30 protein-coding genes and 1 other RNA gene are annotated in these 26,230 nt (G+C 55.7%); 25 read left to right on the top strand and 6 right to left on the bottom strand.

Annotated elements, in window-relative coordinates; all coding sequences use genetic code 11:
- The first annotated feature begins 54 nt into the window (after nucleotides 1-54).
- Nucleotides 55-327 (top strand): helix-turn-helix domain-containing protein, encoded by a 273-nt coding sequence (locus tag M2406_RS14080; protein ID WP_012147007.1) that lies wholly within the window; start codon nucleotides 55-57, stop codon nucleotides 325-327.
- The gene (locus tag M2406_RS14075; protein WP_259190365.1) at nucleotides 320-1,576 is read left to right on the top strand and encodes a type II toxin-antitoxin system HipA family toxin; all 1,257 of its coding nucleotides are present in this window, start codon (nucleotides 320-322) and stop codon (nucleotides 1,574-1,576) included. The genes M2406_RS14080 and M2406_RS14075 overlap by 8 nt, the downstream gene beginning before the upstream one ends.
- Here the strand turns inward: M2406_RS14075 and rlmG are convergent.
- Complete coding sequence (gene rlmG / locus M2406_RS14070) at nucleotides 1,570-2,709, bottom strand: 23S rRNA (guanine(1835)-N(2))-methyltransferase RlmG (protein WP_115183677.1); 1,140 nt, start codon at nucleotides 2,707-2,709, stop codon at nucleotides 1,570-1,572. The genes M2406_RS14075 and rlmG overlap by 7 nt on opposite strands.
- 230 nt (nucleotides 2,710-2,939) lie before the next feature.
- Here rlmG and M2406_RS14065 point away from each other — a divergent pair, with 230 nt between their 5' ends.
- The 7 genes from M2406_RS14065 to sstT all read left to right on the top strand — a co-directional run bounded on the left by M2406_RS14065 (nucleotide 2,940) and on the right by sstT (nucleotide 8,575).
- A complete protein-coding gene (locus M2406_RS14065; protein WP_041418770.1) occupies nucleotides 2,940-3,230 on the top strand; it encodes a type II toxin-antitoxin system RelE/ParE family toxin in 291 nt (96 codons plus the stop codon).
- A 14-nt stretch (nucleotides 3,231-3,244) separates the two neighbouring features.
- Nucleotides 3,245-3,568, top strand: coding sequence for a HigA family addiction module antitoxin (locus M2406_RS14060; RefSeq protein WP_012147011.1), 324 nt, complete (start codon nucleotides 3,245-3,247; stop codon nucleotides 3,566-3,568).
- Nucleotides 3,561-4,073, top strand: a complete 513-nt coding sequence (locus M2406_RS14055; RefSeq protein ID WP_012147012.1) for a M48 family metallopeptidase — start codon at nucleotides 3,561-3,563, stop codon at nucleotides 4,071-4,073. The genes M2406_RS14060 and M2406_RS14055 overlap by 8 nt, the downstream gene beginning before the upstream one ends.
- A gap of 50 nt (nucleotides 4,074-4,123) precedes the next feature.
- On the top strand, nucleotides 4,124-5,104 hold the full coding sequence (locus M2406_RS14050) for a Gfo/Idh/MocA family protein (RefSeq protein WP_012147013.1): 981 nt from the start codon (nucleotides 4,124-4,126) through the stop codon (nucleotides 5,102-5,104).
- A 1-nt stretch (nucleotide 5,105) separates the two neighbouring features.
- Nucleotides 5,106-5,837, top strand: a complete 732-nt coding sequence (locus M2406_RS14045) for a glutamine amidotransferase (RefSeq protein ID WP_012147014.1) — start codon at nucleotides 5,106-5,108, stop codon at nucleotides 5,835-5,837.
- A gap of 258 nt (nucleotides 5,838-6,095) precedes the next feature.
- The gene (locus M2406_RS14040) at nucleotides 6,096-7,073 is read left to right on the top strand and encodes a TerC family protein (protein WP_112363732.1); all 978 of its coding nucleotides are present in this window, start codon (nucleotides 6,096-6,098) and stop codon (nucleotides 7,071-7,073) included.
- 266 nt (nucleotides 7,074-7,339) lie between these two features.
- Nucleotides 7,340-8,575 carry a serine/threonine transporter SstT gene (gene sstT, locus M2406_RS14035; RefSeq protein ID WP_259190361.1) on the top strand — a complete coding sequence of 412 codons (1,236 nt, stop codon included), beginning with the start codon at nucleotides 7,340-7,342 and terminating at the stop codon, nucleotides 8,573-8,575.
- Between the two features lie 65 nt (nucleotides 8,576-8,640).
- Here the strand turns inward: sstT and M2406_RS14030 are convergent, their stop codons facing one another.
- A complete protein-coding gene (locus tag M2406_RS14030; RefSeq protein ID WP_259190360.1) occupies nucleotides 8,641-10,131 on the bottom strand; it encodes a UxaA family hydrolase in 1,491 nt (496 codons plus the stop codon).
- A 20-nt stretch (nucleotides 10,132-10,151) separates the two neighbouring features.
- Nucleotides 10,152-11,564 (bottom strand): glucuronate isomerase, encoded by a 1,413-nt coding sequence (gene uxaC, locus M2406_RS14025; RefSeq protein ID WP_259190359.1) that lies wholly within the window; start codon nucleotides 11,562-11,564, stop codon nucleotides 10,152-10,154.
- Between the two features lie 389 nt (nucleotides 11,565-11,953).
- Between uxaC and M2406_RS14020 the strand changes: the two genes are divergently transcribed.
- The 11 genes from M2406_RS14020 (at nucleotide 11,954) to M2406_RS13970 (ending at nucleotide 19,463) form a co-directional block, all read left to right on the top strand.
- Entirely contained in the window at nucleotides 11,954-13,252 is a 1,299-nt protein-coding gene (locus M2406_RS14020; RefSeq protein WP_012147019.1) for an MFS transporter, read from the top strand.
- A 115-nt stretch (nucleotides 13,253-13,367) separates the two neighbouring features.
- Nucleotides 13,368-14,144 (top strand): transcriptional regulator ExuR, encoded by a 777-nt coding sequence (exuR, locus tag M2406_RS14015; protein ID WP_012147020.1) that lies wholly within the window; start codon nucleotides 13,368-13,370, stop codon nucleotides 14,142-14,144.
- 184 nt (nucleotides 14,145-14,328) lie between these two features.
- Nucleotides 14,329-14,775, top strand: coding sequence for a hypothetical protein (locus M2406_RS14010; protein WP_115183674.1), 447 nt, complete (start codon nucleotides 14,329-14,331; stop codon nucleotides 14,773-14,775).
- Nucleotides 14,776-14,915: 140 nt separating this feature from the next.
- Nucleotides 14,916-15,587, top strand: a complete 672-nt coding sequence (locus M2406_RS14005; protein WP_012147022.1) for a DedA family protein — start codon at nucleotides 14,916-14,918, stop codon at nucleotides 15,585-15,587.
- Nucleotides 15,587-15,958, top strand: coding sequence for an EnvZ/OmpR regulon moderator MzrA (gene mzrA / locus M2406_RS14000; protein WP_012147023.1), 372 nt, complete (start codon nucleotides 15,587-15,589; stop codon nucleotides 15,956-15,958). Before M2406_RS14005 ends, mzrA begins: the two co-directional genes overlap by 1 nt.
- A gap of 224 nt (nucleotides 15,959-16,182) precedes the next feature.
- A complete protein-coding gene (locus M2406_RS13995; RefSeq protein WP_012147024.1) occupies nucleotides 16,183-16,554 on the top strand; it encodes a DUF1090 domain-containing protein in 372 nt (123 codons plus the stop codon).
- A 164-nt stretch (nucleotides 16,555-16,718) separates the two neighbouring features.
- Nucleotides 16,719-17,024: a YqjD family protein gene (locus M2406_RS13990; RefSeq protein ID WP_012147025.1), complete on the top strand. Its 306-nt coding sequence runs from the start codon at nucleotides 16,719-16,721 to the stop codon at nucleotides 17,022-17,024.
- 2 nt (nucleotides 17,025-17,026) lie between these two features.
- Nucleotides 17,027-17,428 carry a phage holin family protein gene (locus tag M2406_RS13985; protein ID WP_012147026.1) on the top strand — a complete coding sequence of 134 codons (402 nt, stop codon included), beginning with the start codon at nucleotides 17,027-17,029 and terminating at the stop codon, nucleotides 17,426-17,428.
- Nucleotides 17,425-17,712: a YqjK-like family protein gene (locus tag M2406_RS13980; RefSeq protein ID WP_174354457.1), complete on the top strand. Its 288-nt coding sequence runs from the start codon at nucleotides 17,425-17,427 to the stop codon at nucleotides 17,710-17,712. The genes M2406_RS13985 and M2406_RS13980 overlap by 4 nt, the downstream gene beginning before the upstream one ends.
- A 295-nt stretch (nucleotides 17,713-18,007) precedes the next feature.
- A complete protein-coding gene (locus M2406_RS13975; RefSeq protein ID WP_112363736.1) occupies nucleotides 18,008-18,403 on the top strand; it encodes a DoxX family protein in 396 nt (131 codons plus the stop codon).
- Nucleotides 18,404-18,476: 73 nt separating this feature from the next.
- The gene (locus M2406_RS13970) at nucleotides 18,477-19,463 is read left to right on the top strand and encodes a glutathione S-transferase family protein (RefSeq protein ID WP_259190357.1); all 987 of its coding nucleotides are present in this window, start codon (nucleotides 18,477-18,479) and stop codon (nucleotides 19,461-19,463) included.
- Nucleotides 19,464-19,500: 37 nt separating this feature from the next.
- Here M2406_RS13970 and M2406_RS13965 read toward each other — a convergent pair whose 3' ends face one another.
- Nucleotides 19,501-20,406 (bottom strand): LysR family transcriptional regulator, encoded by a 906-nt coding sequence (locus M2406_RS13965; protein WP_012147030.1) that lies wholly within the window; start codon nucleotides 20,404-20,406, stop codon nucleotides 19,501-19,503.
- Nucleotides 20,407-20,513: 107 nt separating this feature from the next.
- Between M2406_RS13965 and M2406_RS13960 the strand changes: the two genes are divergently transcribed.
- On the top strand, nucleotides 20,514-21,215 hold the full coding sequence (locus M2406_RS13960; protein WP_259190356.1) for a pirin family protein: 702 nt from the start codon (nucleotides 20,514-20,516) through the stop codon (nucleotides 21,213-21,215).
- A 58-nt stretch (nucleotides 21,216-21,273) separates the two neighbouring features.
- Here M2406_RS13960 and rnpB read toward each other — a convergent pair.
- Both rnpB and rsmI read right to left on the bottom strand, forming a co-directional pair.
- Nucleotides 21,274-21,652, bottom strand: an RNA gene (gene rnpB, locus M2406_RS13955) — RNase P RNA component class A.
- 41 nt (nucleotides 21,653-21,693) lie between these two features.
- Nucleotides 21,694-22,557, bottom strand: a complete 864-nt coding sequence (gene rsmI / locus M2406_RS13950) for a 16S rRNA (cytidine(1402)-2'-O)-methyltransferase (RefSeq protein WP_012147032.1) — start codon at nucleotides 22,555-22,557, stop codon at nucleotides 21,694-21,696.
- Between the two features lie 62 nt (nucleotides 22,558-22,619).
- On the opposite strand from rsmI, the gene M2406_RS13945 reads away from it, so the two are divergent.
- The 4 genes from M2406_RS13945 to dolP are packed head-to-tail and all read left to right on the top strand — an operon-like array spanning nucleotide 22,620 to nucleotide 26,221.
- Nucleotides 22,620-24,644 (top strand): penicillin-binding protein activator, encoded by a 2,025-nt coding sequence (locus M2406_RS13945; RefSeq protein WP_259190355.1) that lies wholly within the window; start codon nucleotides 22,620-22,622, stop codon nucleotides 24,642-24,644.
- On the top strand, nucleotides 24,641-24,994 hold the full coding sequence (locus M2406_RS13940; protein ID WP_012147034.1) for a YraN family protein: 354 nt from the start codon (nucleotides 24,641-24,643) through the stop codon (nucleotides 24,992-24,994). The genes M2406_RS13945 and M2406_RS13940 overlap by 4 nt, the downstream gene beginning before the upstream one ends.
- Before the next feature lie 51 nt (nucleotides 24,995-25,045).
- A complete protein-coding gene (diaA, locus tag M2406_RS13935; protein ID WP_004948462.1) occupies nucleotides 25,046-25,636 on the top strand; it encodes a DnaA initiator-associating protein DiaA in 591 nt (196 codons plus the stop codon).
- A 9-nt stretch (nucleotides 25,637-25,645) separates the two neighbouring features.
- Nucleotides 25,646-26,221, top strand: coding sequence for a division/outer membrane stress-associated lipid-binding lipoprotein (dolP, locus tag M2406_RS13930; protein ID WP_012147035.1), 576 nt, complete (start codon nucleotides 25,646-25,648; stop codon nucleotides 26,219-26,221).
- Nucleotides 26,222-26,230: the final 9 nt, after the last annotated feature.

Raw genomic sequence — 26,230 nt, 5'->3', positions numbered from 1 at the left:
ATATATGACCTTAATTGCTATAATAGTAGCAATTAAGGTTGTCATAGGTGCACCATGATTTCCCTACATACTCCCTACGATACGCAACTCGCCCTGCAGGATTACCTGAAGCAATTGCGTAAACGCCGTAAATTATCAGTCGCCGCCTTGGCTAAAATTTCTGGCGTCCCTAATAGTACCATCCGTAAGTTTGAAGCCGACGGCAATATCTCATTGCGTCAGTTCCTGATGCTCTATGACGCTCTTGGTGATCTGAATGAACTTCATCAACTGACCAGAACCCGCAATAGACCGCAAACTATTGAGGAGGTATTGAAAAATGCTTGATATTCCTCTGCTGGTAAAACGTCGCCTGAGCGATGGCAATGTACAAAATGTGGGGCAACTGGCAGAAAATGCCACCGGTGTTTATTTCCGTTACGACGAAAGCTATTTAGCCTCGCATCAGAGTTCACTTTCCCCCTTCAATTTGCCCTGGGATAACTTTTTGCATCAGGCACCAAAACAGCCGCATTACGGGTTAGAGGGCGTTTTTGCCGATAGCCTGCCGGACGGTTGGGGGCTTTATTTGATGGACCGTGTATTTCGACAAAATGGCTACAATCCCAGAACAATTAGCGTATTGGAAAGGTTGGCCTTCACCGGTGAACGTGGGTTTGGTGCTTTGTTTTATGAGCCTGACTTGCCATTATCCCGTCAGGAGAACAATCAAGATTTAACCTTGATAACACTGGGGAATGAGGCCGTTAAGGAGTTTGAAGGGACGGAGTCACACCTGATTGCTCATTTGATGGCTGCCGGGGGATCGGGGGGCGCGCGGCCAAAATTAAGCGTCACTCGCTTAGCTGATGGTACTTTTTCTAGCCAACAGGATGCTGTCGGCAAGAAGCTTTTGGTAAAGCTAACCTCCGAGAAATTTGCCCTTGGGCATCGTGAAAGCCAGATCGAATACGTTTATATGATGATGGCGCGGCAAGCCGGTATTGAAGTCGCAGACTTTACTTTGATCGATATTGGCAAAGACCGTCATTGGCTTGAGCAAGAACGCTTTGACTGCGTGGGTGACCATGGCCGTCGGCACATGATTTCTGCCAGCGGATTATTGGATGCCCCTTTTCGTGAGCCTTCATTGGATTATGTCGATCTGATTAAAGCGACCCGAATACTCTGCGGTGTGGAAGAAGCCAGAAAATTACTACGCCGAGCCCTGTTCAATTATCTGACGGTAAATCAGGACGACCACGCCAAAAACTTTGCTTTTCTGGCGGATGATCAAGACAACTGGCGGCTATCCCCCTGTTATGACATCGTTTATAGCCCTTCGCCTTATGGTCAGCATATGACGGCTTTTAACGGTAACGGTTCGAAAATCACCGCATCAGCAATGACGATGATGGCCGGGCAGGCCGGTTTGGCCAACGCCAAGGCCGTAATGAATGTGGCCGAAGAAATTTACAGCGTGGTAAGCCATTTCCAACAACAGGCTAATACGGTCGGGTTACCAACCGCATTAGCCAAAGAGATTCAACGAGATATTGATGGGAAATGGCTGGCTCTACGCTCCGCCAATCAGTAACGTGCGCCGGATTTCACCGCTTTGAGGATCACGAACTTTTTGTTGGATGCGATCAGGGTGCAGTTACCGAACAAACGCTTCAGCTTCTGGTGGTAATCCAGATGGCGGTTGCCGACGATGCGCAGCTCGCCGCCCACCTGCAGGCAACGCTTGGCGTCGCAGAACATCTGCCAGGCGGTATGATCGGTGATCGCATGCTGCTGGTGGAACGGTGGGTTACACAGCACCGCCTGCACGCTTTCACGCTCAATCCCCGCCAGCGAGTTGTTCACTTCAAACTGGCAACGATCCATATCCTGCGGCAGGTTATGCTCCACGTTCAGTTCACTGGAGGCCACCGCCATATAGGACTCATCAACAAAGCTCACCTGCGCTTGCGGGTTCTGCATCAATGCGGCCATGCCGATGACACCGTTACCGCAGCCCAGATCGATAATGTGGCCTTCAATGTCATGCGGCAGATGATCTAGGAACAGGCGTGCGCCAATATCCAGGTTGCTGCGTGAGAACACGTTGGCATGGTTGTGGATCACCCAATCGGTGCCGTCCAGCACCCAGTTGGTGGTTACCGGCGCTGCCGGTGGCACGATGTCTGCGACTTCACAGTGGATCAACCGCGCTTTCTTCCATGCCAGGCTGGTGCGAGTGGGGCCGAGCACCTTTTCAAACAGCTGCATGGTAGAGGTATGCACGTCGCGCGCTTTGGCCCCGGCGATGATCACCGTGTCCGGTGCCACTACATCACGCAACGCACGCAGCTGCTGTTCCAACAGTGCCAGCGCTTTAGGAACGCGGATCAGCACCACCGCCGGTGACGCAGGCAATTCGGCCAGGGTGTCCAGCAGCGTAACCTGCTGCGGATCCAATTCATTGAGCTTCAGGTTATGGCGCGTGGCCAACTGGCTCATGTAGGAATCGCTGATGCTGTAAGGCTGATGGCCGTGCAGCGCACAGGCCAGCGTGCCAAAGTTGTCGTTGAAAATCAGCACCGGACGATCGCCAATGTTTACATTTTCAAGCTGTTGCAGCAGATATTCGTCCGCCGCTTCCCACGCCTGTAGTTGGGTGGATTCTTCCTGTTGGGGATAACGCTCCAGCTCAAGTTGCTGTGTTCCCAGATCGAGTTGGCTCATTGCCCCTCCTGACTGATAAAATTTGGGCTGTTTATCCCCTAAAAACGTCCGCCAGTAAAATGTTTTTTCGGATAAATTGCGCATTCACTCGCATAGCGGAAAGCCAAACCCGCTTTTCGCTGCTGATAGCTATAGCATTCCTTCCGCTTAATCTGTATTGAGCAATTTTTAATCCGACGCAATGTAACTTTAAATGTTACACTCATTGGCCCAATGGAATGGGGAAGGAAATGATTTCGTCTTTCCGAGACAAATATTTGGCGCAATTCTATCAGGAGGGTCGACACGATCGTTTGATTCCTTCGACCATTGAACGCCAACTAGCCAGAAAACTCGATATGCTGGCCGCCGCTGAAAAAGAGTGTGATTTACATAATCCGACCGGCAATTACTACAAACGCCTGTCCGGCACCTTTCAAGGTTGGTCCAGTATGCGGGTTAATATTCAATGGCGCTTAATGTTCCGCTGGCGCAATGATGCCGCCGATCTGATTTACCTGGACCCACATCAAGATACCTAGGCAACGGAGAATATATGTTAGAGACCACAAGCCGAAAACCCACTACGGTGGGGGAAGTGCTGCAAGAAGAGTACTTAACACCGCTGGGTATCGGCCAGGAGGATCTGGCCAAGGTCTTGGGCGTCACTCGCGCCACGGTAAACCGTTTATGCAATGGGCATCGCCGTCTCAGCGTTGTGGAGGCAAACCTGTTTGCCGATCTTTTTGAAACCACTGCAGACTTTTGGCTAAACCTGCAGGCGGCCCACGACCGCTGGGAAGCCCGACAGGCAAATATGCAGCGCGAGCGACTGCGTCCGATTATGGAAATTCTGGGGCGTGATATTACTCATGCGTGAAATCGAACTGACTTACCTGCAGGGTTACTCTGAACATCTGCAAAGCCAGGTGCAACAGTTGATCGACCAGCAGCGTCTGGGTGAGGTGCTGTTACAGCGCTATCCGCAGGTGCACGACTGCACCACCGACAAGTCGCTTTATCAGTTTACCGTCGATCTGAAAAACCAGTACCTGCGCAATGCCCAGCCGCTGAGCAAAGTGGCCTACGACGGTAAAATCCAGGTAATGAAACACGCGCTCGGCATGCATACCGCCATTTCCCGCGTGCAGGGTGGCAAGTTGAAGGCCAAGGCGGAAATCCGCGTGGCGACGGTATTCAAGCTGGCACCGGAACCGTTTCTGCGCATGATCGTGGTGCATGAACTGGCGCACCTGAAAGAAAAAGACCACAACAAAGCCTTCTACAGTCTGTGCTGCCATATGGAACCCAACTACCATCAACTGGAGTTCGATACCCGGCTGTATCTGACTCACCTCTCCGTGTTTGGCAATCTGTATACCTGACGATTCCCTGTGATACTCTGATTTCTTACGTCTGGGAACCGGAGATATCTATGATTCGCTTTGCCGTTGTTGGTACCAACTGGATTACGGAACGCTTTATTGACGCCGCACACGAAAGCGGCAAATTGAAGCTGACCGCCGTCTATTCGCGCAAGCTGGAACAGGCGCAGGCATTTGGTGCCAACTACCCCGTCAGTCTGTTTTTCGATTCCCTGGAAGCGCTGGCCCAGTCAGACGCCATCGACGCGGTTTACATCGCCAGCCCCAATAGCCTGCATTACCAGCAGTCGTTGTTGTTCCTCAGCCATAAAAAACACGTAATTTGCGAAAAACCGCTGGTATCCAACCTGCGCGAAGCCGAAAAGCTGGTGGCCTGTGCCCGTGAAAATCAGGTGGTGCTGTTCGAAGCCTTTAAAAGCGCCCACCTGCCGAATTTCCTGGCCTTGCAGCAGACGCTGCCGAAAATCGGCCGGTTGCGGAAAGCCTTTATCAACTACTGCCAATACTCTTCGCGCTACCCACGCTATCTGGCCGGTGAAAATCCAAACACCTTCAACCCGCAGTTTTCCAACGGTTCGATCATGGACATTGGTTATTACTGCCTGGCCAGTGCCGTGGCGCTGTTCGGTGAGCCAAAATCGGTGATCGCCAGCGCTAGCTTGCTGGATACCGGCGTTGATGCGCACGGCACCGCCTGCCTCAACTACGGCGACTTCGATGTGACAATCTCCCACTCCAAGGTCAGCAACTCGGACATTCCGAGCGAGATCCAGGGCGAAGAAGGCACGCTGGTAATTGAGAAAATCTCGGAGTGTCAGGGCGTAGTGCTGACGCCACGCGGTGGTCAACGCCAGGATCTGACCCAGCCGCAGCATATCAATACCATGCTGTACGAAGCGCAAGTCTTCGCCGAACTGGTGGAGAAACGGCAGGTAGAACATCCGGGGCTGGAAAACTCGCTGATTATCGCCCGCCTGCTGACCGAAATCCGCCGCCAGACCGGCGTAGTGTTTCCTGCCGACGGAGAATGACATGAAACCGTTATTACTGATGCAGACCGGCGACGCGCCGGAAGTTATCCGCCAGGAAAAGGCCAATTTCGATGGTATGTTCCTGCAACAGGGGAATATCGACGCCGATCGCGTGCAGATCGTGCACCTACCCGCCGGCCAACAGCCGCTGCCACCGCAACACTACTCTGGGGTGGTGATCACCGGTTCACCGGCGATGGTCACCGAGCAACTGCCGTGGAGCGAACAGGCCGCCGAATGGCTGCGTCAGGCGATGCTGATCAAACTGCCGATTTTTGGCGCCTGCTACGGTCATCAGTTGCTGGCCTATGCGCTTGGCGGGGAAGTTGGCTATCACCCGCAGGGCATGGAGGTGGGGACGCTGGATATCGAGCTGTTGCCCGCCGCCGCCCATGACCGGCGAATGGCGATGCTGCCGCCGCGCTTCAAGGCGAATCTGATCCACTCGCAGAGCGTATTGACGCCCCCTGCCGGTGCCGTAGTGCTGGCACGTTCGCAACAGGATGCGTATCAGATCCTCAGTTATGGCGATAACGTGCTGACCACCCAGTTCCACCCAGAGTTTAACGGCGCGGTGATGCACCAGTATCTAAGTTGGCTCGGTGAGCTGTATCCGCAGCAACAGGCGGAGTATCAGCTTAAGCAACAGCAGGTTAGCGATACCCCCTTCAGCCGGCTGCTGTTGCAAGGGTTTGTCGTCAGCCTGGGCGCACAAAAAGCCCTGGCCGGGTAACGCAATAAACGTTGACCGCTGACACATTTTGCATTACTTTCTGCCGTGCAAAGGGGAGTAACTTCATTGCCGGTTAATCGTCATTACGGTGCGCAAGCACCCGGTTACCGGGCAACCTGATGTCAGGGAGCACCAAGGTGCACCTTCATCAACGTTGTAAGTGAGACCTTGCCGGAAGGCGAGGTTTGCTTGCAGCGTTCATAAGAGCGGCTAGCGTCTTCCGACGTTGGCCGTTTTTGTTTTTGAAGGATACCTCTGATGATGAATACCGTTGGCACACCTTGGTTATGGGGCAGCTTTGCCGCCATCATAGTTGTGATGCTCGCAATTGACCTGCTGCTGCAGGGCCGCAAAGGCGCACATACCATGACGCTGAAGCAGGCCGCCAGTTGGTCGCTGGTGTGGGTCAGCCTTTCTCTGCTGTTCAACCTGGGTTTCTGGTACTACCTGAACCAAACCGCCGGGCGTGCCGTTGCCGACACACAGGCGCTGGCCTTCCTCACCGGTTACCTAATCGAAAAAGCGTTGGCGGTTGATAACGTCTTTGTCTGGCTGATGCTGTTCAGCTACTTTGCCGTTCCGGCCAACCTGCAGCGTCGGGTACTGATTTTTGGCGTACTGGGCGCGATCGTGCTGCGTACCATCATGATCTTCGCCGGTAGCTGGCTGGTGACCCAGTTCCAGTGGCTGCTGTACCTGTTCGGCGCTTTCCTGCTGTTCACCGGTATCAAGATGGCGCTGGCGAAGGAAGATGGCGCGGCGATTGGCGACAAGCCGCTGGTGAAATGGCTGCGCAGCCATCTGCGCATGACTGATAATCTGGAAGGTGAGCGTTTCTTCGTGCGCCGCAACGGCCTGCTGTTTGCTACGCCGCTGGTATTGGTGCTGATCCTGGTGGAACTGAGCGACGTGATCTTTGCGGTCGACAGCATCCCGGCGATCTTTGCCGTGACCACCGACCCATTCATCGTCCTGACCTCTAACCTGTTTGCCATCATGGGCCTGCGCGCCATGTACTTCTTGCTGGCTAACGTGGCAGAACGCTTCTCGATGCTGAAATATGGTCTGTCGCTGATCCTGATGTTTATCGGCGTCAAGATGCTGATTATCGATTTGTTCCACATTCCGATCGGTGTTTCGCTCGGCGTGGTCGCCAGTATCCTGACGCTGACGCTGCTGATCAACGCCTGGGTTAACCGCCGGAATGACCGCCTGGCTAATAATAAAGCACCATAATCTGTTATCCGGGGCGCTAGTCGCCCCGTGATTGTTTGGCAATTCGCCTAAAACGCCAAACGTTATTGCGATCACACAAATGTAACCAGTATGTTATCAAGAGTTGATCCGCCCTCAGAATTTCACCGCTGGCCCTTTCCAACCCCCCTGGTTTACTGAATACTGATTTGGCAAACACACTTGGTTACAGATTCAAATAAAAGTTGTCCGGCGAGGTTCCCGCCGAGATAAAGCTGTAAGCAACATCATCGGGAAGAAAAAGCACTATGCAAAAACTATTACAGAAGATCACTCAGGGCAGTCTGGTCAAACAAATCATGGTCGGCCTGATAGCCGGTATTATCGTGGCGCTGGTCTCACCGGCAACGGCTTCGGCTGTGGGCTTGTTGGGTGCGCTGTTCGTTGGCGCACTGAAAGCGGTGGCGCCGGTACTGGTGCTGGTGTTGGTCATGGCCTCAATCGCCAATCACAAACACGGGCAGAAAACCAATATCCGGCCGATCCTGTTCCTTTACCTGCTGGGCACTTTCGCTGCGGCGCTGGTGGCGGTCGTGGTCAGCTTTATGTTCCCGTCCAACCTGGCGCTGGTGGCCGGCAATGCCGAGATCAACCCACCGGGCGGCATTATTGAGGTGCTGAAAGGCCTGCTGTTGAGCGTGGTGGCCAACCCGTTCCAGGCGCTGATTAGCGCTAACTATATTGGTATTCTGGCCTGGGCAGTGGGGCTGGGACTGGCGCTGCGTCACTCCTCTGACACCACCAAATCATTGATTAACGATATGTCACATGCAGTCACCATGGTGGTGCGTGCGGTGATCCGCTGTGCCCCGCTTGGCATCTTCGGCCTGGTGGCTTCGACGCTGGCCGAAACCGGCTTCGGCGCGCTGTGGGGTTATGCTCAACTGCTGGTGGTACTGATCGGCTGTATGTTGCTGGTCGCACTGGTGCTGAACCCGCTGATCGTTTTCTGGAAAATCCGTCGCAATCCTTATCCGCTGGTGTTCGCCTGCCTGCGTGAAAGCGGCGTGACCGCGTTCTTCACCCGCAGCTCGGCCGCCAATATTCCGGTGAATATGGAGCTGTGCAAAAAACTGAATCTGAACGAAGACACCTATTCGGTTTCTATCCCGCTGGGTGCGACCATCAATATGGCCGGGGCGGCGATCACCATTACCGTGCTGACGCTGGCGGCGGTGCATACTCTGGGGATCCCGGTTGACGTGCCGACCGCGCTGCTGCTGAGCGTAGTGGCCGCCGTCTGTGCCTGCGGCGCTTCCGGCGTGGCCGGGGGTTCGCTGTTGCTGATCCCGTTGGCGTGTAACATGTTCGGCATCCCGAACGACGTGGCCATGCAGGTGGTCGCCGTCGGCTTTATCATCGGCGTGCTGCAAGACTCCGCCGAAACCGCACTGAACTCTTCTACCGACGTCCTGTTTACTGCCGCAGCCTGTCAGGCGGAAGACCAGCGGTTGGCAGATGAAGATCCGCTGAAGGTGCGTTAATTTCCGAGCTTATTCAACAAGGCGCTCATTATCGGGCGCCTTTTTTTGACCTCAATATCACAGCCCTACAAGGTTACCCCGCTTTTAAAAATCGCCAACTCACGGAAATCATTCACTTCATTACGCGCCGCCTGACCATTGGCAATCGCCACGATCAGGTCGACAAACTGCTCCAGCAGACTCTCCATCGAGGTGCCGTGGATCAGCCGACCGGCGTCAAAATCAATCCAGTGGGGTTTCTTCGCCGCCAGTTCGCTGTTGGTGGCCAGTTTCACCGTCGGCACGAAGCCGCCATAAGGCGTGCCGCGTCCGGTGCTGAACAGCACCATATGACAGCCGGCACCGGCCAGCGCGCTGGTCGCTACCGCATCATTGCCTGGCGCGCTGAGCAGGTTTAAGCCGGGCTGGCGCAGGCGTTCGCCATACTTGAGCACGTCCACCACCTGACTCTGCCCGGCTTTCTGCGTGCAGCCGAGGGATTTCTCCTCCAGGGTGGTAATCCCGCCAGCCTTGTTGCCCGGTGAAGGGTTTTCATAAATCGGCTGATTATGGGCGATGAAGTACTGTTTGAAGTCGTTGACCATGCTGACGGTCTTCTCGAAGGTCGCCCGATCGCGACAACGGCTCATCAGGATCCGTTCGGCACCAAACATCTCCGGTACCTCGGTCAACACCGTGGTGCCGCCGTTGGCGATCAGGTAATCAGAAAAACGCCCCAGCAATGGATTGGCGGTAATCCCGGACAGACCGTCCGATCCACCACACTCCAGTCCGAACTTCAACTCGCTCAGCTTACCCGGCTGACGGCGATCGTCGCGCATCACCTGATACAGCGCATGCAACTGCTCCAGCCCGGCTTCAACCTCATCGTCCTGCTGCTGGCACACCATAAAGCGCACCCGTTGCTCATCGGTCGCGCCCAGCGTACTGCGGAACACATCCACCTGATTGTTCTCGCACCCGAGTCCAATCACCAGCACCGCCCCGGCGTTCGGATGGCGCACCATATTTTGCAGCATGGTGCGGGTGTTCTCGTGATCCTGACCCAGTTGCGAACAACCAAACGGATGACTGAACAGATGCACACCGTCAATCCCCTGCGCATCCTGAGTTTCCTTCAGAAAACGCTGCTGGATCTGCCTGGCAATGCCGTTGACGCAGCCAACGGTCGGCACGATCCACAGTTCGTTGCGGATCCCCACCTCCCCACTGATTCGGCGGTAAAGCTGCACCTCACGATCCGCAGCCTGTGGTGGCAGCGTCGGGAAAGCGGGTTGATACTGATAGCTGTCGAGATCGCTCAGGTTGGTTTTGGCATTTTGCGAGTGAATATGTTCACCCGGCGCTATGGCTTCCAGCGCATGACCAATCGGCAAGCCGTATTTGATGATGGCCTCACCGGCAGCGATCGGCTGCAGCGCAAACTTGTGCCCACGCGTCACCGGTTGCACCAGCTGAATCCTCTGTGCTTCTAACGCCAAGGTTTCGCCGGCGGCCAGATCGCTCAGCGCTACCGCGACATTATCCAGCGAATGAATTTTTACCATGCTTTGCATAAACCCACCTCGGGCAACGGCTAGGCCAGTTCAATGGCGAAATAGTTTTTGGCATTGTCGAAGCAGATGTTTTTCACCATCTCACCCAGTAACGTGATATCCGCCGGTGCTTCCCCGTTCTCCACCCAGCCGCCAATCATCTGGCAAAGGATGCGGCGGAAATATTCATGACGGGTATAAGACAAGAAACTGCGGCTGTCGGTCAGCATGCCGACAAAACGGCTCAGCAGGCCCAGTTGCGCCAACTGCGTCATTTGCCGCTGCATACCGTCTTTTTGATCGTTGAACCACCAGCCGGAGCCGAACTGCATCTTGCCCGGCGTGCCCTCACCCTGGAAGTTGCCGACCATGGTGCCGATCACTTCGTTGTCGCGCGGGTTCAGGCAGTACAGAATAGTTTTCGGCAGGCCGCCCTGGCGTGCCTGGGCATCCAGCAGGCGAGAAAGCGCCTCCGCCAGCGGCTGGTCGTTAATCGAGTCGAAGCCGATGTCCGGCCCCACACTGGCGAGCATACGGCTGTTATTATTGCGCAGCGCGCCGATGTGATACTGCTGTACCCATTCACGACGTTGATATTCGGCGGCCAGGAACAGCAGTACCGCACTTTTGAACTGGGCGCTCTGCTCCGGCGTCGGCAGCTTGCCACTCAGGCGCGCGGTTAAAATCGCGTCCAATGTGCTTTCGTCCGCTTCGCCATACACCACCACGTCCAGCGCATGGTCAGCCACCTTGCAGCCATGGGCGGCAAAATGATCCATGCGTTTTTTCAACACGTCACACAGCGCGCTAAACCGGCCAATATTGATATCCGCTGCCGCTTCCAGTTTTTGCAGATAATCATTGAAACCCGGCGCGTCGATATTGAACGCCTTGTCCGGTCGCCAGCTTGGCAACACCTTGATATCGAAGCTACTGTCGGCCGCAATCGCTTTATGGTGGCGCAAATCGTCGATCGGATCGTCGGTAGTACCAACCATCTTCACATTCATTTTCTGCATGATGCCACGCGCCCTGAAATCATCCTGCGCCAGCAAGGCGTTGCCCCGCTGCCAGATATCGTCCGCAGTCGTTGGGGAAAGCAGCGTGCCGGTAATCCCGAACGGGCGGCGCAGCTCCAGATGAGTCCAGTGGTAGAGCGGATTACCTATGGTATGCGGCACGGTAGCGGCCCAGGCATCAAACTTTTCACGGTCACCGGCATCCCCGGTACACAGCCGCTCAGCCACACCGTTGGTGCGCATCGCCCGCCATTTATAGTGATCGCCCTTTAGCCAGATCTCATATAAATTTTTGAAGCGGGTGTTCTCGGCGATCTGCTCCGGCGGTAAATGACAGTGATAGTCAAAGATCGGCTGGTCTGCCGCATAGTCATGATACAAACGTCGGGCAAATTCGTTGCCCAACAGAAAATCTTCGCTTAAAAACGTCGCCATCTTTTTTGGTTCCTCGCCTTGCTTGCCGTTCGGTACTCTGTCCAATGCGACAAAGTTATCACACCAATTTCACTGAGCGTCCAGCAAAATATCACCCTATGTCTTGGCGCCATCGCCGATAAAAGGCCATTAATTGGCAGTTTTACGGCAAAAAACCGTCTAAATAGACTAATTATCCAGCAGGCAGTATCCCTCAATTGAAAAATGGCTTTTGTGATATCACTCAACTTTTAAATCTGTATGACAAGTTATTGTCTCGCCACCCAGTCGTTCATGCGGCGGGAATACGTCGGTGACGGACAGACCGGCGCAGAACAACGAAAAGGGGGAGCCCCTTAAACTCTGCCGCCATCTCGGCGTCACTTATTGAAGACTGGGAGATATTTTGGATGCGTAAAATTAAAGGGTTACGCTGGTACATGATCGGGCTGGTGACCATCGGCACCGTGCTGGGCTACCTGACCCGCAATGCCATGGCCGTGGCGGCACCGACGCTGGAAGGCACCTTACATATCACCACGCAGCAGTATTCGTACATTGTCGCGGCCTATTCTGCCTGCTACACCCTGATGCAGCCGGTGGCGGGATACGTGCTGGACGTACTGGGTACCAAGGTGGGTTACGCCATGTTCGCCATTCTGTGGGCGCTGTTTTGTATGGGCACCGCACTCGCCAACAGTTGGGGCGGTCTGGCACTGGCGCGCGGCGCCGTTGGCATGGCAGAGGCGGCGATGATCCCCGCCGGGCTGAAGGCCAGCAGCGAGTGGTTCCCGGCCAAAGAACGTTCGATAGCCGTTGGCTACTTCAACGTCGGCTCGTCAATCGGCGGCATGCTCGCTCCACCGCTGGTGGTCTGGGCCATAGTGGCACACAGTTGGGAAATGGCGTTTATCATCACCGGCGTGCTAAGCCTGATCTGGGCCATCTGCTGGCTGATCTTCTATAAGCACCCGAAAGACCAGAAGAAACTCAGCAGTGAGGAACGCGAGTACATTCTGGAGGGCCAGGAAGCGCAGCACCAAACCGATAACGCCAAGAAAATGTCCGCCTGGCAGATTGTGCGCAACCGCCAGTTCTGGGGCATAGCGCTGCCGCGTTTTCTGGCAGAGCCTGCCTGGGGCACCTTCAACGCCTGGATCCCGTTATTCATGTTCAAAGCCTATGGTTTTAACCTGAAAGAGATCGCCATGTTCGCCTGGATGCCGATGCTGTTCGCCGATCTCGGCTGCATCGTTGGTGGCTACCTGCCACCGTTCTTCCAAAAACACTTTAAGGTGAACCTGATCGTGTCACGCAAACTGGTGGTCACTATGGGGGCCGTGCTAATGATTGGCCCTGGCATGATCGGTTTGTTTACCAGCCCTTATGCGGCTATCGCGCTGCTGTGCGTCGGTGGTTTTGCCCATCAGGCGCTGTCTGGCGCGCTGATTACCCTCTCATCTGACGTGTTTGGTCGCAACGAAGTGGCCACCGCCAACGGCCTGACCGGCATGGCAGCCTGGACCGCCAGCACAATGTTTGCCCTGGTGGTCGGCGCATTGGCCGATACTCTGGGTTTTAGCCCACTGTTCGCCGCGCTGTCGGTATTCGATATTCTCGGTGCCATCGCCATCTGGACCATCCTGCAAAATCGGCCGGCCTCACAGCCGCAGGAAGATCCGCTGCAACCGGCCTCGGCTCGCAGTTAACCCCATCGCCCGGCCAGCGTGCCGGGCGCGCCTCCCGGCCACTGGTAGCTCCGCAGGATAAGTGGTATAACAAATCCATGGTTACGCGCCCCTCCCTACCCTAAGAGCATTCACTATGGAATTCACTGAAACCAGACGCCTGTATCAGCAGCTGGCCGCCGAGCTAAAGCAGCGTATTGAAAGCGGCCGGTATCCGGTGGGCGATAAACTGCCGGCCGAACGCTACATTGCCGAAGAGATGAACGTCAGCCGCACCGTCGTGCGGGAGGCGATCATCATGCTGGAAGTGGAAGGCTACGTTGACGTGCGCAAAGGCTCCGGGATCCATGTGATGTCCAACCAGCAGAAAAACCTGGTGATTCCGGGCGACAGCATCGAGTTTGCCACCGCCGGGCCATTTGAACTGCTGCAGGCGCGCCAACTGATTGAAAGCAACATTGCCGAATTCGCCGCCACCCAGGTCACCAAACAGGACATCGTTCTGTTGATGGAGATCCAGGAACAGGCTCGCAAGGAAGATCGCTTCCGCGACTCGCAGTGGGATCTGAAATTCCACGTTCAGGTCGCGCTGGCCACTCAGAACACGGCGATGGCCACCATCGTGGAAAAAATGTGGGTACAGCGCGTGAATAACCCTTATTGGATCAAGCTGCATGAGCATATTGACGACCGCTCGATCGCCAGCTGGTGCGACGATCACGATCAGATCCTCAAGGCATTGATACGTAAAGATCCTTACGCCGCCAAACTGGCCATGTGGCAGCATCTGGAAAATACCAAGCAGATGCTGTTCAACGCCACCAGCGACGATTTTGAATATAATGCCGACCGCTATCTGTTCGCCGATAACCCGGTGGTTCATCTGGACGGCGTGGCCGCAGAAAATAAATAGCGCGAGCAGTCAAAAACCGTAGCGTTATGTCAGGTATTGTAAAATCCGCTGAATCGATGCCTGAACGGCGATTTGCCGTGTAGTATTTCACCGCTGGCAACGTAGATTTCCCTGTTGCCAATCGTGCTATTTTGGTAAAGTTGAGCCACTTTTTACCCTCTGCTACGGGGCGGGACGCGAATACATGCGCTGGTTGTTTGCCATGCTTATTGCTCTTTTTTGCTGGACCGGTTCGGTCTCCGGCCAAAAGCTATGCGCGGCGCCCTCCAAAGCTATTCCCACGGCACTGAACGGTCAGCCATCGCTTGCCGAGTCGGTGTTCTCCCCTGATGACCCGGTTTACCGGTCACCGGCAGAACTGCGGCGTAAAGCGCCCGGTAAAATGCCGCTGCTGCTGCCGCGGGTGCATTCTTACCCCGGTTCGCTACCTGCCCCCGCCCAACTGTTGCCGGTTTATTCGTTAGCCACAGAGTTGGGTCACAGCACTTGCCTCCCGCGCCAGAAATCACCTGCGCCAAACCGGCTTGCCCAGATGAACTGGACGCTGCATACCTCGCAGCAGCAAAACAGGCTGGGTGGCTGGAAAGAAAGTAATATGCTTTATCGTGGTACGCTGACTTACCACTCTTGACCGGTGTCGCACCGATTAGAAACCACTAAAAAGCAACGCCGTTTCATCATTATCAGCAGCCAGGATCGCCCGCGCGCTCTGCGTCCACTCCCGATCCGCCGCTGAGACAAAAACAAACAATGACGTTTTAGGAACACCGGATGGACATCATTAAAGAACTGTTACATGCCTTATGGCAGCAGGATTTTGAGACGCTGGCGAATCCCTCGCTAGTCTGGACGCTCTACGGCCTGCTGTTTTTGATTCTGTTCCTGGAAAATGGCCTGTTGCCGGCGGCGTTTCTGCCGGGTGACAGCCTGTTGATCCTGGTTGGCGTGCTGATCGCCAAAGGCACCATGAATTTCCCGCTCACCATTTTTATCCTCACCGTCGCCGCCAGTCTGGGGTGTTGGGTCAGTTACATACAGGGCAAGTGGCTCGGTAATACCCGAACCGTGCAGGGCTGGCTATCCCATCTGCCGGCTCACTATCACCAGCGTGCCCATCAGCTGTTCCACCGCCACGGGCTTTCCGCTCTGCTGGTCGGCCGTTTCCTGGCGTTTGTCCGCACTCTGCTGCCGACCATTGCCGGCCTCTCCGGCCTGAGCAACGCACGTTTCCAGTTCTTTAACTGGATGAGCGGTCTGCTGTGGGTGGTGATCCTGACCTCGCTGGGCTTTGCCTTGGGCAAAACTCCGGTGTTCCGCAAATATGAAGACCAACTGATGTTCTGCCTGATGCTACTGCCGCTGGTGTTGCTGGTAGCGGGGCTGGTGGGCTCGTTAATCGTGCTGTGGCGCAAGAAACGCGCCGATCAGGGGAAAGGGGCGTGATGATCAAGCGCCCGCGCTGGCAGTACGTGTTGCTGATTGCGCTAGCTTTACTGGCACTCGCCACGCTGTTGGTGCCCTGCATGGTGCGTACCGAAAGCGAACTGCGCATCCGTGCGGGCCAGCAAGGCCTTTCGCTACCTGACGGTTTCTATGTCTACCAAAGGCTGGATCAGCGAGGCATTCGCATCAAAAGCATCACCCCGGAAGGCGATGGCCTGGTGATCCGCCTGGACTCGCCGGAACAACAGTTGCTGGCGCGCGAAGCATTGCAAAACATTTTGCCACCGGGCTACATCATCGCCCTCAGCGAATCCCCTGTTCCTACCCATTGGGTGCGTGAATTTGCACGCGCCCCACTCAATCTGGGATAATACCCCCTTCATATGAAGGGCTTTCCTTTCATTTAGCCTCACTGTTCAATTAATCACCAATCACCACCGAACTGGGGCGGATTCTTTGGGGGTCTACGCTTTCCATGACTATGCTAAAGGTTAGCGTCAGTCAGCAGCGTAAGACTCCTGTCGCGCTGCCTTTGTTGGCAGTCAGGAACAGAGGATGTTTACCAATGCATCCCAATAATTAAGGAACTGATAACATGAAATTACGCCATTCGGTGTTACTTGCCCTCCCATTATTCCTCGTGCCGGCCCTGTCATTCGCAGCAGAGAATGGCTGTGTGACCAAGGCACAAGAAATTCAGAAACAGATCGATTATGCCACCCAGCACGGCAATACTCAGCGTGTCGCCGGGCTGAAAACGGCATTGAGCGAAGTGCAGACCCATTGCACTCCAGCCAGCCTGCAGGCCGATCGTCAGAAAAAAATCGATGAAAAACAAAGCAAGGTCACCGAGCGTCAGCAGGAACTGAAAGAAGCCCAGCAGACCGGCAACCTGGAGAAAGTGGCCAAGAAACAGAAAAAGCTGGCTGAAGCTCAAGCCGAGCTGAAACAAGCTCAAGCGGAATAATTTTTTTACACCAGCGGATTTATCGCTGAGAGCCACGCCACACGGGATTTTTATTGCGTATAAAATGGATGCTTAGTGATATCAGCTACTCATCCGCCCTTTGCTCCGGCGAAAAAATCCGCTATGTTGAAAGTCTGTCGAAGTTAACGTTAAGGAATAATCACATGGCACATGATTCAAATGCAGAAAACTTACGCGCTGAACTTAAATCCTTAGCCGATACGCTGGAAGAAGTGTTGAACTCTTCCACCGATAAGCCAAAAGCCGAGCTGGAAAAGTTGCGTTCCAAAGCTGAAGGTGCGCTGAAGGATACCCGTGCTCGCCTGAGCGATGCCGGGGACAAGATTGCCTCCCAGACCAAACAAATCGCCGGCCAGGCGGACGAGTATGTTCGTGATAATCCGTGGACCGGTATCGGTATCGGCGCTGCGGTCGGCGTAGTGCTGGGCGTTCTGTTAGCGCGCCGCTAATTATGGCAGAACAACCGCAAGTTCGTGCACAGGGCCCCGCTAAAGGGGTCCTGGATGTCGCCCAGCGCATCATCACCATTCTGGTCGGTATGGTGGAGACCCGGGTTCGACTGGCCGTGGTCGAGCTGGAGGAGGAGAAAGCTAACCTCATTCAGTTGCTGATTATGGCCGGTATGACCCTGTTATTCACCGCATTCGGCCTGATGAGCCTGCTGATCCTGATTTTCTGGGCCGTAGATCCCGTCTACCGTTTGATCGCGTTAGGCACGACGACCGGTGTGCTGTTGTTCCTGGCCGTGGCTGGCGCTATCTGGACACTGGTCAAAGCGCGCCGCTCCACGCTGCTGGGTGCGACACGCAATCAGTTGGAAATCGACCGTTCCGAGCTGGAAGGTGAAAAATGAATCGCCGCCGCTATCTGGAATGGAGAAAAGAGAAGTTGATTGGCAAGATCCAGCAACAAAGGCTGGATCTTGCCGAAAACAAAACCCTGTGGCTGGAAAAGACCGAGCGCATCGATCGCGGCTGGCAAACCCTTTTCGGCCTGCGTAAATATCTGGTGGTCGGTTCCAGCGTGATGGCGTTGTACGGCATCCGCCATCCCAGCAAGTTGATTCGCTGGTCACGCCGCGCTTTTGGTGCCTTTGGTACTATCCGCTTGATCCAGAAAACGTTTTCCAGCAAGTAACCTTCCCCCCTTCCATCAATACTTCCGATGTTTTGCCCGCCTTTTCACAGAGACTTTGCGTTTCTGCCGGTGAAGGCTGGGCAACTTTCTGATTCCCCACGATTTGTTAGCAGGCTAAAGATTCAGTTTTTTTGAAAAAATACGACAGTTTTACTTGCTAACAAAGCGTACTCATCCCGATTAACATTCACTCCATCAAGACGAAACGGGCAGGACAGGGTCAGATACCCGGCATACCGCTCACTAACATGACAAACGCCAAAACTGGCAAACAAAAATCACTTTGGAGTAAATGATGAAAAAATTAGAAGATGCAGGTTTGCTGGTTGCTCGTATTCTGATGCCAATCCTGTTTATCGTGGCAGGCTACGGCAAAATGGGTGATGCCTATGCCGGCACCCAACAGTACATGCAATCGATGGGCGTACCTGGCTTCCTGCTGCCGCTGACCATCCTGCTGGAATTTGGCGGCGGTCTGGCAATTTTGTTCGGTTTCCTGACTCGCACCGTGGCACTGTTCACCGCCGGTTTTACCATCCTGACCGCGTTACTGTTCCATACTAACTTTGCAGATGGCGTAAACCAGCTGATGTTCATGAAGAACCTGACCATCGCCGGCGGCTTCATCGTACTGGCCGTTGCCGGCCCAGGCGGTTTCAGCATCGACCGTCTTCTGAACAAAAAGTGGTAAGGTTTTAACACCGACTCAGGGGCCCGCATGTCGGGCCCTTTTGCTTTTTCACTCGGACACGAAGGAGATTCCCATGGGACAACTCGTCGATGGCGTTTGGCAAGACATCTGGTATGACACCTCATCCACCGGGGGCCGTTTCAAACGCTCAACCTCTCAGTTCCGCAACTGGGTGACCGCCGACGGTCAGCCGGGCGAACACGGAGTCGGAGGTTTTAAAGCGGAGCAGGATCGTTATCACCTGTACGTTTCACTCGCCTGCCCCTGGGCGCACCGCACGCTGCTGATGCGTAAACTGAAAGGGTTGGAGTCACTCATTCCCGTTTCCGTGGTGCATCCGCTGATGCTGGAAAATGGCTGGACCTTTGGCACCGACTTCCCTGAGGCCACCGGCGACAGCCTGTACCACTCGGATTTTCTCTACCAGCTTTACCTGCGCGCCGACCCGCACTACACCGGCCGCGTGACGGTGCCAGTGCTGTGGGACAAACAGCAACAGACCATCGTCAGCAATGAATCCGCCGATATCATTCGCATGTTCAACAACGCATTTGATGGTGTTGGCGCACGCGCCGGCGACTATTATCCCACCGAGCTGCGCGGACAAATTGATGAACTGAATGGTTGGATTTATGACCAGGTGAATAATGGCGTCTACAAGGCCGGTTTCGCCACCAGCCAGGAAGCCTATGACGAAGCGGTAAACGGGGTGTTTGACGCGCTGGCGCGACTGGAACAGATCCTGGGGCAACAACGTTACCTGACGGGCGATCGCCTGACTGAGGCCGATCTGCGCCTGTGGACCACGCTGATACGCTTCGACCCGGTGTATGTCACCCACTTTAAATGCGACAAACACCGTATCAGCGATTATCTCAACCTGTACGGCTTCCTGCGGGACATCTACCAAATGCCGGGCATTGCCGAAACGGTCAGCCTGCCGCACATCCGCAATCACTATTACCGCAGCCATGCCACCATCAATCCGCACGGCATTATTTCTATCGGACCGGTGCAAGATTTGGATGAGCCACACGGCCGCGACCGGCGTTTTGGTTAACGCACACCTCCCTTTTGCTTAACGGCAAGAGGGAGTTTTACTGTCGTTCCAACTGTGCAAACAGACGCGGAATTTCGCGCAGGAACCAGGCCTTTGCCTCCCCCATGCTGTCACGCCGCCAGGCCATAATGATGTCAACTTCGCGGCTGTATTCCGGCCCCACAACGCGCAGACGCCCTTCTTCAATGTCTTTCTCGACCATCGGGTAAGGCATGGTCGCCACACCCAGCCCGGCCAGCAATGCCAGGCGCTTGTCTTCAATGGTGCTGACCGTCAGACGCTGCTGCTTATCCAGTAATTGCACCGTCAGTACCGGGCGTTCCCGGGCGGTATCCGCGACCGCAATACCGCGGTACTTCACGCGCGTCACTTCAGACAGCGGCTCCGGTTCCAGGTGGATTGGATGGCCCGGTGCGGCCACATACACGCTCATCACCTTGTACAGCTTACGCGTATTGATTTCGGACGACGCGCGGAAGTGCATATCCGGAGCGATAACAATATCGGCTCGCCCCTGCTCCAGCCTTTCCCAGGCACCGGCCAGCACTTCGGTCAAGATCGACACCTGGGTATTGGCCTTCAGCGCGAGTTTATCGACCAGCGGAAACAGTTTGCTCGGGGGTGATAGCGCCTCGCTGACAATCGTCAGGTGGGTTTCCCAGCCGCGCGCCAGCGCTTCGGCATCGGTGGTCAGCTTGTCTGCCGCCTCCAGCAGTACCCGTCCGCGCTCCAGCAGCATACGTCCGACGTTGGTGAACTTGGTACGGTGCCCGGAGCGGTCGAACAGCACCACGTCCAATTCTTCTTCCAATTTTTGCATGGTGTAGCTGAGCGCCGAAGGCACGCGCCCCAGCTCATCGGCTGCCGCAGCGAAGCTGCCACGTCGGTCAATCGCATCCATAACCCTTAACGCTTCAAGCGTTAACGCCCGATCTCTGGCCATCGAATCTCTCTGTCAGGAAATTTGAATATACCGACCAGATTAACTGGCTAACAATCCGCCGTCCAGATGCTTACCATCTAGATAATGAATTTAGAGAGCCGATTGCCATGATTACATGCAGAACAGCACAACAATGCGGGCAAGCTGACTTTGGTTGGCTGCAGGCTCGCTACACCTTTTCTTTTGGACACTACTTCGATCCCAAGCTGATGGGCTACGCCTCGCTGCGGGTGTTAAATCAAGAAGTGCTGGCACCGGGCGCGTCGTTCCAGCCACGCACCTACCCCAGCGTGGATATCCTGAATTTAATCCTGCAGGGTAAAGCGGAATACCGCGACAGCGAAGGCAACACGGTCAACGCCAGTGCCGGTGAGGCTTTGCTGCTGGCCACCCAGCCGGGGCTGAGTTACAGCGAGCAGAACATCAGCAGTGATACGCCGCTGACCCGCTTGCAACTGTGGCTGGATGCCTGCCCAGAGCGCAACAACGAACGCGTACAGCGCCTGATGTTGCCAGAGGCCGGCCTGACACTGCTGGCCTCGCCAGACGGTGCTCAGAGCAGTCTGCAACTGCGTCAACAGGTGTGGATCCACCATCTGGATTTACAGCCGGGCGAACAGCAGACGCTGGCGCTGAACGGACCGCGGGCGTACCTGCAATCGATCCACGGCACCATTGAAGCCCATGGCGAGCGCAACGACAGCCAACACCTGACCTGCGGCGATGGGGCGTTTATCCACGAGGAAAACCGCCTGACCATCCGCGCCGAGACACCGCTGCGCGCACTGCTGATCGATTTGCCGGTGTAATGGGCATCCAGAAAGGAAAAAACCCCGCGTAACTTGCGTCACGCGGGGTTTTCTTTATAGAGGGAGCTGACCGGTAAGCCGGGTTCTGTCGTGGACAGTCATTCCTCTAGGCCAGCAATCGCTCACTGGCTCAAGCAGCCTACCCGGGTTCAGTACGGGCCGTACCATGTGAACCCCTATTTGGCCTTGCTCCGGGTGGAGTTTACCGTGCCACGAACTGTTGCCAGTCGCGCGGTGCGCTCTTACCGCACCCTTTCACCCTTACCTGATCCCGCTTGCGCGGGCCATCGGCGGTTTGCTCTCTGTTGCACTAGTCGTAGGCTTGCGCCTCCCAGGCGTTACCTGGCACCCTGCCCTATGGAGCCCGGACTTTCCTCCCCTCCATCTGTCTCCCCCGAAAGGGACGGCAATGAAGCGGCGACTGTCTGGTCAACTCCGGCGCGGATAGTAGCGTTGCGCCCACCGCAGGTCAACCGCTTTACTGTTCTTGTTGCTCTAAAGCATATTTATACAACGCATTTTTCTTCACGCCGTGGATCTCCGCCGCCAGCGCCGCCGCCTTTTTCAACGGCAGTTCTTTTTGCAGCAGTGCCAGGGTACGCAGCGCCTCCAGCGGCAATGCGTCCTCCTGCGCCTTGTGGCCTTCAACGATCAGTACCATTTCGCCGCGACGTCTGACTTCATCTTCCTGCACCCAGGCCAGCAGTTCACCAACCGGTGCGCCGGTGATGGATTCCCAGGTTTTGGTCAGCTCGCGCGCCAGCACCACATAACGTTGCGGCCCCCAGACGGTGACCATGTCCTGCAAACTTTCCAGTAAACGGTGGGTGGATTCGTAGAAAATCAACGTGCGCGGTTCCTCTGCCAGCGCCATCAGCGTATCCTTACGCCCCTTGGTTTTCGCCGGCAGGAACCCTTCGTAGCAGAAGCGGTCTGAAGCCAAACCGGCGGCACAAAGTGCGGTAGTTGCCGCACAGGCACCTGGCAGCGGCACCACACGGATGCCTGCTTCACGGCAACGGCGCACCAGGTGATAACCAGGATCGTTGATCAACGGCGTACCCGCATCGGAAACCAGCGCAATGCTCTGGCCTTCCTGCAGTTTCGCCAACAGTTGATCGGCCTTTTGTTGTTCGTTATGGTCATGCAGCGCAAACAACCGCGCGCTAATCGCAAAGTGTTGCAGCAGCAACCCGGTATGGCGCGTGTCTTCCGCCGCAATCAGATCAACGCTTTTCAGTACCTCTAACGCACGGTGGGTAATATCCCCTAAATTGCCGATTGGGGTGGGCACCACATACAGCGTTGATGCAGAAATGACTGATTGTTGGTGTTGATTCATTGTTTCATCCGGGTTGCCGATTTAATATTGAGCATCTTGAAAAAAACATCACTGGATACAGTATGCTTTCCTCAACATTCGTTCGTACCAAAGCAGGGCGTTCAAAGCCTGTCCGACTTACCGCAGTTATCGCAGCAGCCCTGTTCCTTGCAGGCTGTCCAAGTCAGGCCCCGCAGACGCCGCCTGCCAATATACAGGACGAAGCGAGCGCCAGTTCCGATTACTATCTGCAGCAGCTGCAGCAAAGCAGCAATGATAACAAGGCTGACTGGCAATTACTTGCTATTCGCGCGTTGTTACGCGAAGGGAAACTGCCGCAGGCCAGTGAACAACTGAACCAACTGCCGAAAAACCTCAGCAGCGTGCAGCAGGTGGAAAGCCAGTTGCTGACCGCAGAACTGCAGGTGGCGAACAAAAGCTACGTCAGCGCGCGCAGCACGCTGGGTCATATCGATAGCGGCTCGCTATCAGCCAATCAGCTGGTGCGCTTCTACCAGGCTCAGATCGCGGTCAATCAGGGTAAAGCTTCCCTGCCGCTAATCCGCGCTTACATTGCGCAAGAGCCATTGCTGACCGGCAAGGCACATCAGAACAACCTGGATCAAACCTGGCAGTCACTGCTGCAACTGACGCCGCAGGACATGAACAGCCTGGTGATCAACGCCAATGAAAATGTGCTGCAAGGCTGGCTGGATCTGCTGCGGGTATATCAGGACAACAAACAGGATCCTGACCTGCTGAAGGCCGGGATTAAAGACTGGCAGAACCGTTACCCGCAGAACCCAGCGGCGAAAACGCTACCGACCCAGTTGAACCAGGTACTGCACTTTACCCAGGCTTCCACGTCGAAAATCGCCCTGCTGCTGCCGTTGAACGGCCAGGCCAAAGTGTTCGCCGACGCGATCCAAAAAGGCTTTGAAGCGGCTAAAAATGGCGTGACGCCTTCTACGCCGGTTCAGCAACAACAACCCGCCAGCGTACCTGAGCAGGCAGCGCAACCGGCATCAACCGATCCAAACGCCAATGGTGCGGTGAGCACCTCGTCACCGGATGCGGCCCCGGTGACCGCCGCCCAGCCTTCTGCGCCTTCTACTGCGCCAATTACACCGCCGCAGGCCGCTAACGCACAGATTAAGGTGTATGATACCTCCAGCCAACCGCTGGCCGCGTTGCTGACGCAGGCACAGCAGGATGGCGCGACCCTGGTGGTCGGCCCGCTGCTGAAAGAAAACGTCGATCAACTGGCCAGCAGCACCACTACGCTGAACGTACTGGCGCTCAATCAGCCGGAAACGCCGAAAGATAACCCGAATATCTGTTACTTCGCCCTTTCTCCGGAAGACGAAGCGCGTGATGCAGCCCGTCATATTTGGGAACAGCAGAAGCGGCAGCCGCTGTTGCTGATCCCACGCGGTGCCTTCGGCGATCGCGTTGCCAAAGCCTTTAACCAGGAGTGGCAGAAACTGGGTGGCCAAACCGTGCTGCAGCAAGGCATCGGTTCCGCCAGTGAGCTGCGCCAGATGGTCAACAGCGGTGGTATTCGCATGTCCGGTACGCCAATCTCCACCGCACCGGCGCCGCAGGCAGTGACCATTGCCGGGCTGACTATTCCGGCACCACCAAGCGATACGCCTGCAACCAGCGGTGGCAGCGTAGACTCGGTGTATATCGTCGCGACTCAGTCCCAGCTGACGCTGATTAAACCGATGATCGATATGGCCACCAACTCGCGCAGCAAACCGGCAATGTACGCCAGTTCTCGCAGCTACCAGGCCGGTGCCGGCCCGGACTTCCGCCTGGAAATGGAAGGCCTGCAATTTAGTGATATTCCATTGTTGGCCGGTGCTAACCCGCAGTTGTTGCAGCAGGCAAGCAGCCAGTTCCGCAACGACTATTCGCTGGTGCGCCTGTACGCAATGGGGATGGATGCCTGGACATTGTCCAACCACTTTGCTGAAATGCGCCAGTTGCCTGGCTTCCAGGTCTCCGGCACCACTGGCGTACTCACCGCCGCGCCAGGCTGTGTGATCAACAGAAAGCTGCCTTGGCTGCAATATCGTCAGGGCACGGTCGTTCCGGTCTCTTGAGTCAACGCGCCATAGGGGCGGGCTATGAGTTACAGGCCCGCCACTATCTGGAACGCGCCGGGCTCACCTTCTGCGCCGCCAATGTGGCGCTGCGCGGCGGTGAGCTCGATCTCATCATGCGCGATGGTCAAACCTGGGTGTTCGTTGAAGTCCGCTACCGCCGCAGTGACGCTTTTGGCGGTGCGGCTGCCAGCGTCACTTACCGCAAGCAACAGCGGTTGCTGCATGCCGCCGCCGTGTGGCTGGCGGGACGCGGAGCCAGTTTTGACACATCGTCTTGCCGTTTTGATGTTTTGGCCATCACCGGTAGCCAGTTAGAATGGATACCCAACGCCTTCAATGCGGATTAATCATGGTTTACCGGTGCAGACCGGCCCTTTGACTTAGTGGATTAATACAACGTGCTGGATAGAATTAAAGCCTGTTTTACCGAAAGCATCCAAACCCAGATTGCGGCAGCGGAGGCCTTGCCCGACGCCATTTCGCGTGCTGCGATGACGCTGGTTCAATCCTTACTTAACGGTAATAAAATTCTGTGCTGCGGCAACGGCACCTCGGCGGCCAACGCGCAGCATTTCGCCGCCAGCATGATCAATCGCTTTGAAACCGAGCGCCCAAGCCTGCCGGCCATTGCGCTGAATGCCGATAACGTGGTGCTGACGGCGATCACCAACGATCGTCTGCACGACGAAGTTTATGCCAAACAAGTCCGCGCGCTCGGCCATGCCGGCGACGTATTGCTGGCAATTTCCACCCGCGGCAACAGCCGTGATATTGTGAAAGCGGTCGAAGCCGCAGTGACGCGCGACATGACGATTGTCGCACTGACCGGCTATGACGGCGGTGAACTGGCCGGCTTGCTCGGCCAGCAGGATGTCGAGATCCGCATTCCATCACACCGCAGTGCACGTATTCAGGAAATGCATATGCTTACCGTAAATTGCCTATGCGACCTGATTGATAGTACGTTGTTTCCCCACCAGGACGAATAAGGAACTGAGATGAAGCTGAAAGCCACATTTGCAGTGCTGTCCAGCGCCCTGCTGTTACAAGGCTGTATTGCAGGCGTTGTCGTTGGCAGCGCCGCCGTTGCCACCAAAACGGCCACCGACCCACGTAGCGTCGGGACTCAGGTAGACGACGGCACGCTGGAAGCCCGGGTTGAAAACGCCCTGAGTAAAGATCAGCAGTTGAAGAAAGAGGCCCGGGTGGTTGCGACCGCCTATCAGGGTAAGGTGCTGCTGACCGGCCAGGCGCCGAATACCGATCTGGCCGCCCGCGCCAAGCAAATCGCGATGGGTGTTGAAGGCACTACCGAAGTGTATAACGAGGTCCGTCAGGGTACACCGGTCAGTCTGAGCACCGCGTCTTCCGACACCTGGATCACCACCAAGGTGCGTTCACAATTGCTCACCAGCGATGCAGTGAAATCATCCAATGTGAAAGTCACCACCGAAAATGGTGAAGTGTTCCTGCTGGGTCTGGTCACGCAACAGGAAGCGCAGTCTGCGGCACAGACGGCTAGCCAGGTCGGCGGCGTGAAACACGTCACCACCGCCTTTACCTTTGTGAAATAACCGCTTGCC

The sequence above is a fragment of the Serratia sp. BIGb0163 genome (assembly GCF_024809935.1).
Taxonomy (GTDB): Bacteria; Pseudomonadota; Gammaproteobacteria; order Enterobacterales; family Enterobacteriaceae; genus Serratia; species Serratia quinivorans.
The sequence above is the reverse complement of the archived record's forward strand: the minus strand, read 5'-3'. Positions and strand labels throughout refer to the sequence as shown.

Bases quoted from the DNA above. Each gene is read 5' to 3' on its own strand.
- M2406_RS14080 (WP_012147007.1), top strand. From the start codon at position 55: ATGATTTCCCTACATACTCCCTACGATACGCAACTCGCCCTGCAGGAT.
- M2406_RS14075 (WP_259190365.1), top strand. From the start codon at position 320: ATGCTTGATATTCCTCTGCTGGTAAAACGTCGCCTGAGCGATGGCAAT.
- rlmG (WP_115183677.1), bottom strand. From the start codon at position 2,709: ATGAGCCAACTCGATCTGGGAACACAGCAACTTGAGCTGGAGCGTTAT.
- M2406_RS14065 (WP_041418770.1), top strand. From the start codon at position 2,940: ATGATTTCGTCTTTCCGAGACAAATATTTGGCGCAATTCTATCAGGAG.
- M2406_RS14060 (WP_012147011.1), top strand. From the start codon at position 3,245: ATGTTAGAGACCACAAGCCGAAAACCCACTACGGTGGGGGAAGTGCTG.
- M2406_RS14055 (WP_012147012.1), top strand. From the start codon at position 3,561: ATGCGTGAAATCGAACTGACTTACCTGCAGGGTTACTCTGAACATCTG.
- M2406_RS14050 (WP_012147013.1), top strand. From the start codon at position 4,124: ATGATTCGCTTTGCCGTTGTTGGTACCAACTGGATTACGGAACGCTTT.
- M2406_RS14045 (WP_012147014.1), top strand. From the start codon at position 5,106: ATGAAACCGTTATTACTGATGCAGACCGGCGACGCGCCGGAAGTTATC.
- M2406_RS14040 (WP_112363732.1), top strand. From the start codon at position 6,096: ATGATGAATACCGTTGGCACACCTTGGTTATGGGGCAGCTTTGCCGCC.
- sstT (WP_259190361.1), top strand. From the start codon at position 7,340: ATGCAAAAACTATTACAGAAGATCACTCAGGGCAGTCTGGTCAAACAA.
- M2406_RS14030 (WP_259190360.1), bottom strand. From the start codon at position 10,131: ATGCAAAGCATGGTAAAAATTCATTCGCTGGATAATGTCGCGGTAGCG.
- uxaC (WP_259190359.1), bottom strand. From the start codon at position 11,564: ATGGCGACGTTTTTAAGCGAAGATTTTCTGTTGGGCAACGAATTTGCC.
- M2406_RS14020 (WP_012147019.1), top strand. From the start codon at position 11,954: ATGCGTAAAATTAAAGGGTTACGCTGGTACATGATCGGGCTGGTGACC.
- exuR (WP_012147020.1), top strand. From the start codon at position 13,368: ATGGAATTCACTGAAACCAGACGCCTGTATCAGCAGCTGGCCGCCGAG.
- M2406_RS14010 (WP_115183674.1), top strand. From the start codon at position 14,329: ATGCGCTGGTTGTTTGCCATGCTTATTGCTCTTTTTTGCTGGACCGGT.
- M2406_RS14005 (WP_012147022.1), top strand. From the start codon at position 14,916: ATGGACATCATTAAAGAACTGTTACATGCCTTATGGCAGCAGGATTTT.
- mzrA (WP_012147023.1), top strand. From the start codon at position 15,587: ATGATCAAGCGCCCGCGCTGGCAGTACGTGTTGCTGATTGCGCTAGCT.
- M2406_RS13995 (WP_012147024.1), top strand. From the start codon at position 16,183: ATGAAATTACGCCATTCGGTGTTACTTGCCCTCCCATTATTCCTCGTG.
- M2406_RS13990 (WP_012147025.1), top strand. From the start codon at position 16,719: ATGGCACATGATTCAAATGCAGAAAACTTACGCGCTGAACTTAAATCC.
- M2406_RS13985 (WP_012147026.1), top strand. From the start codon at position 17,027: ATGGCAGAACAACCGCAAGTTCGTGCACAGGGCCCCGCTAAAGGGGTC.
- M2406_RS13980 (WP_174354457.1), top strand. From the start codon at position 17,425: ATGAATCGCCGCCGCTATCTGGAATGGAGAAAAGAGAAGTTGATTGGC.
- M2406_RS13975 (WP_112363736.1), top strand. From the start codon at position 18,008: ATGAAAAAATTAGAAGATGCAGGTTTGCTGGTTGCTCGTATTCTGATG.
- M2406_RS13970 (WP_259190357.1), top strand. From the start codon at position 18,477: ATGGGACAACTCGTCGATGGCGTTTGGCAAGACATCTGGTATGACACC.
- M2406_RS13965 (WP_012147030.1), bottom strand. From the start codon at position 20,406: ATGGCCAGAGATCGGGCGTTAACGCTTGAAGCGTTAAGGGTTATGGAT.
- M2406_RS13960 (WP_259190356.1), top strand. From the start codon at position 20,514: ATGATTACATGCAGAACAGCACAACAATGCGGGCAAGCTGACTTTGGT.
- rsmI (WP_012147032.1), bottom strand. From the start codon at position 22,557: ATGAATCAACACCAACAATCAGTCATTTCTGCATCAACGCTGTATGTG.
- M2406_RS13945 (WP_259190355.1), top strand. From the start codon at position 22,620: ATGCTTTCCTCAACATTCGTTCGTACCAAAGCAGGGCGTTCAAAGCCT.
- dolP (WP_012147035.1), top strand. From the start codon at position 25,646: ATGAAGCTGAAAGCCACATTTGCAGTGCTGTCCAGCGCCCTGCTGTTA.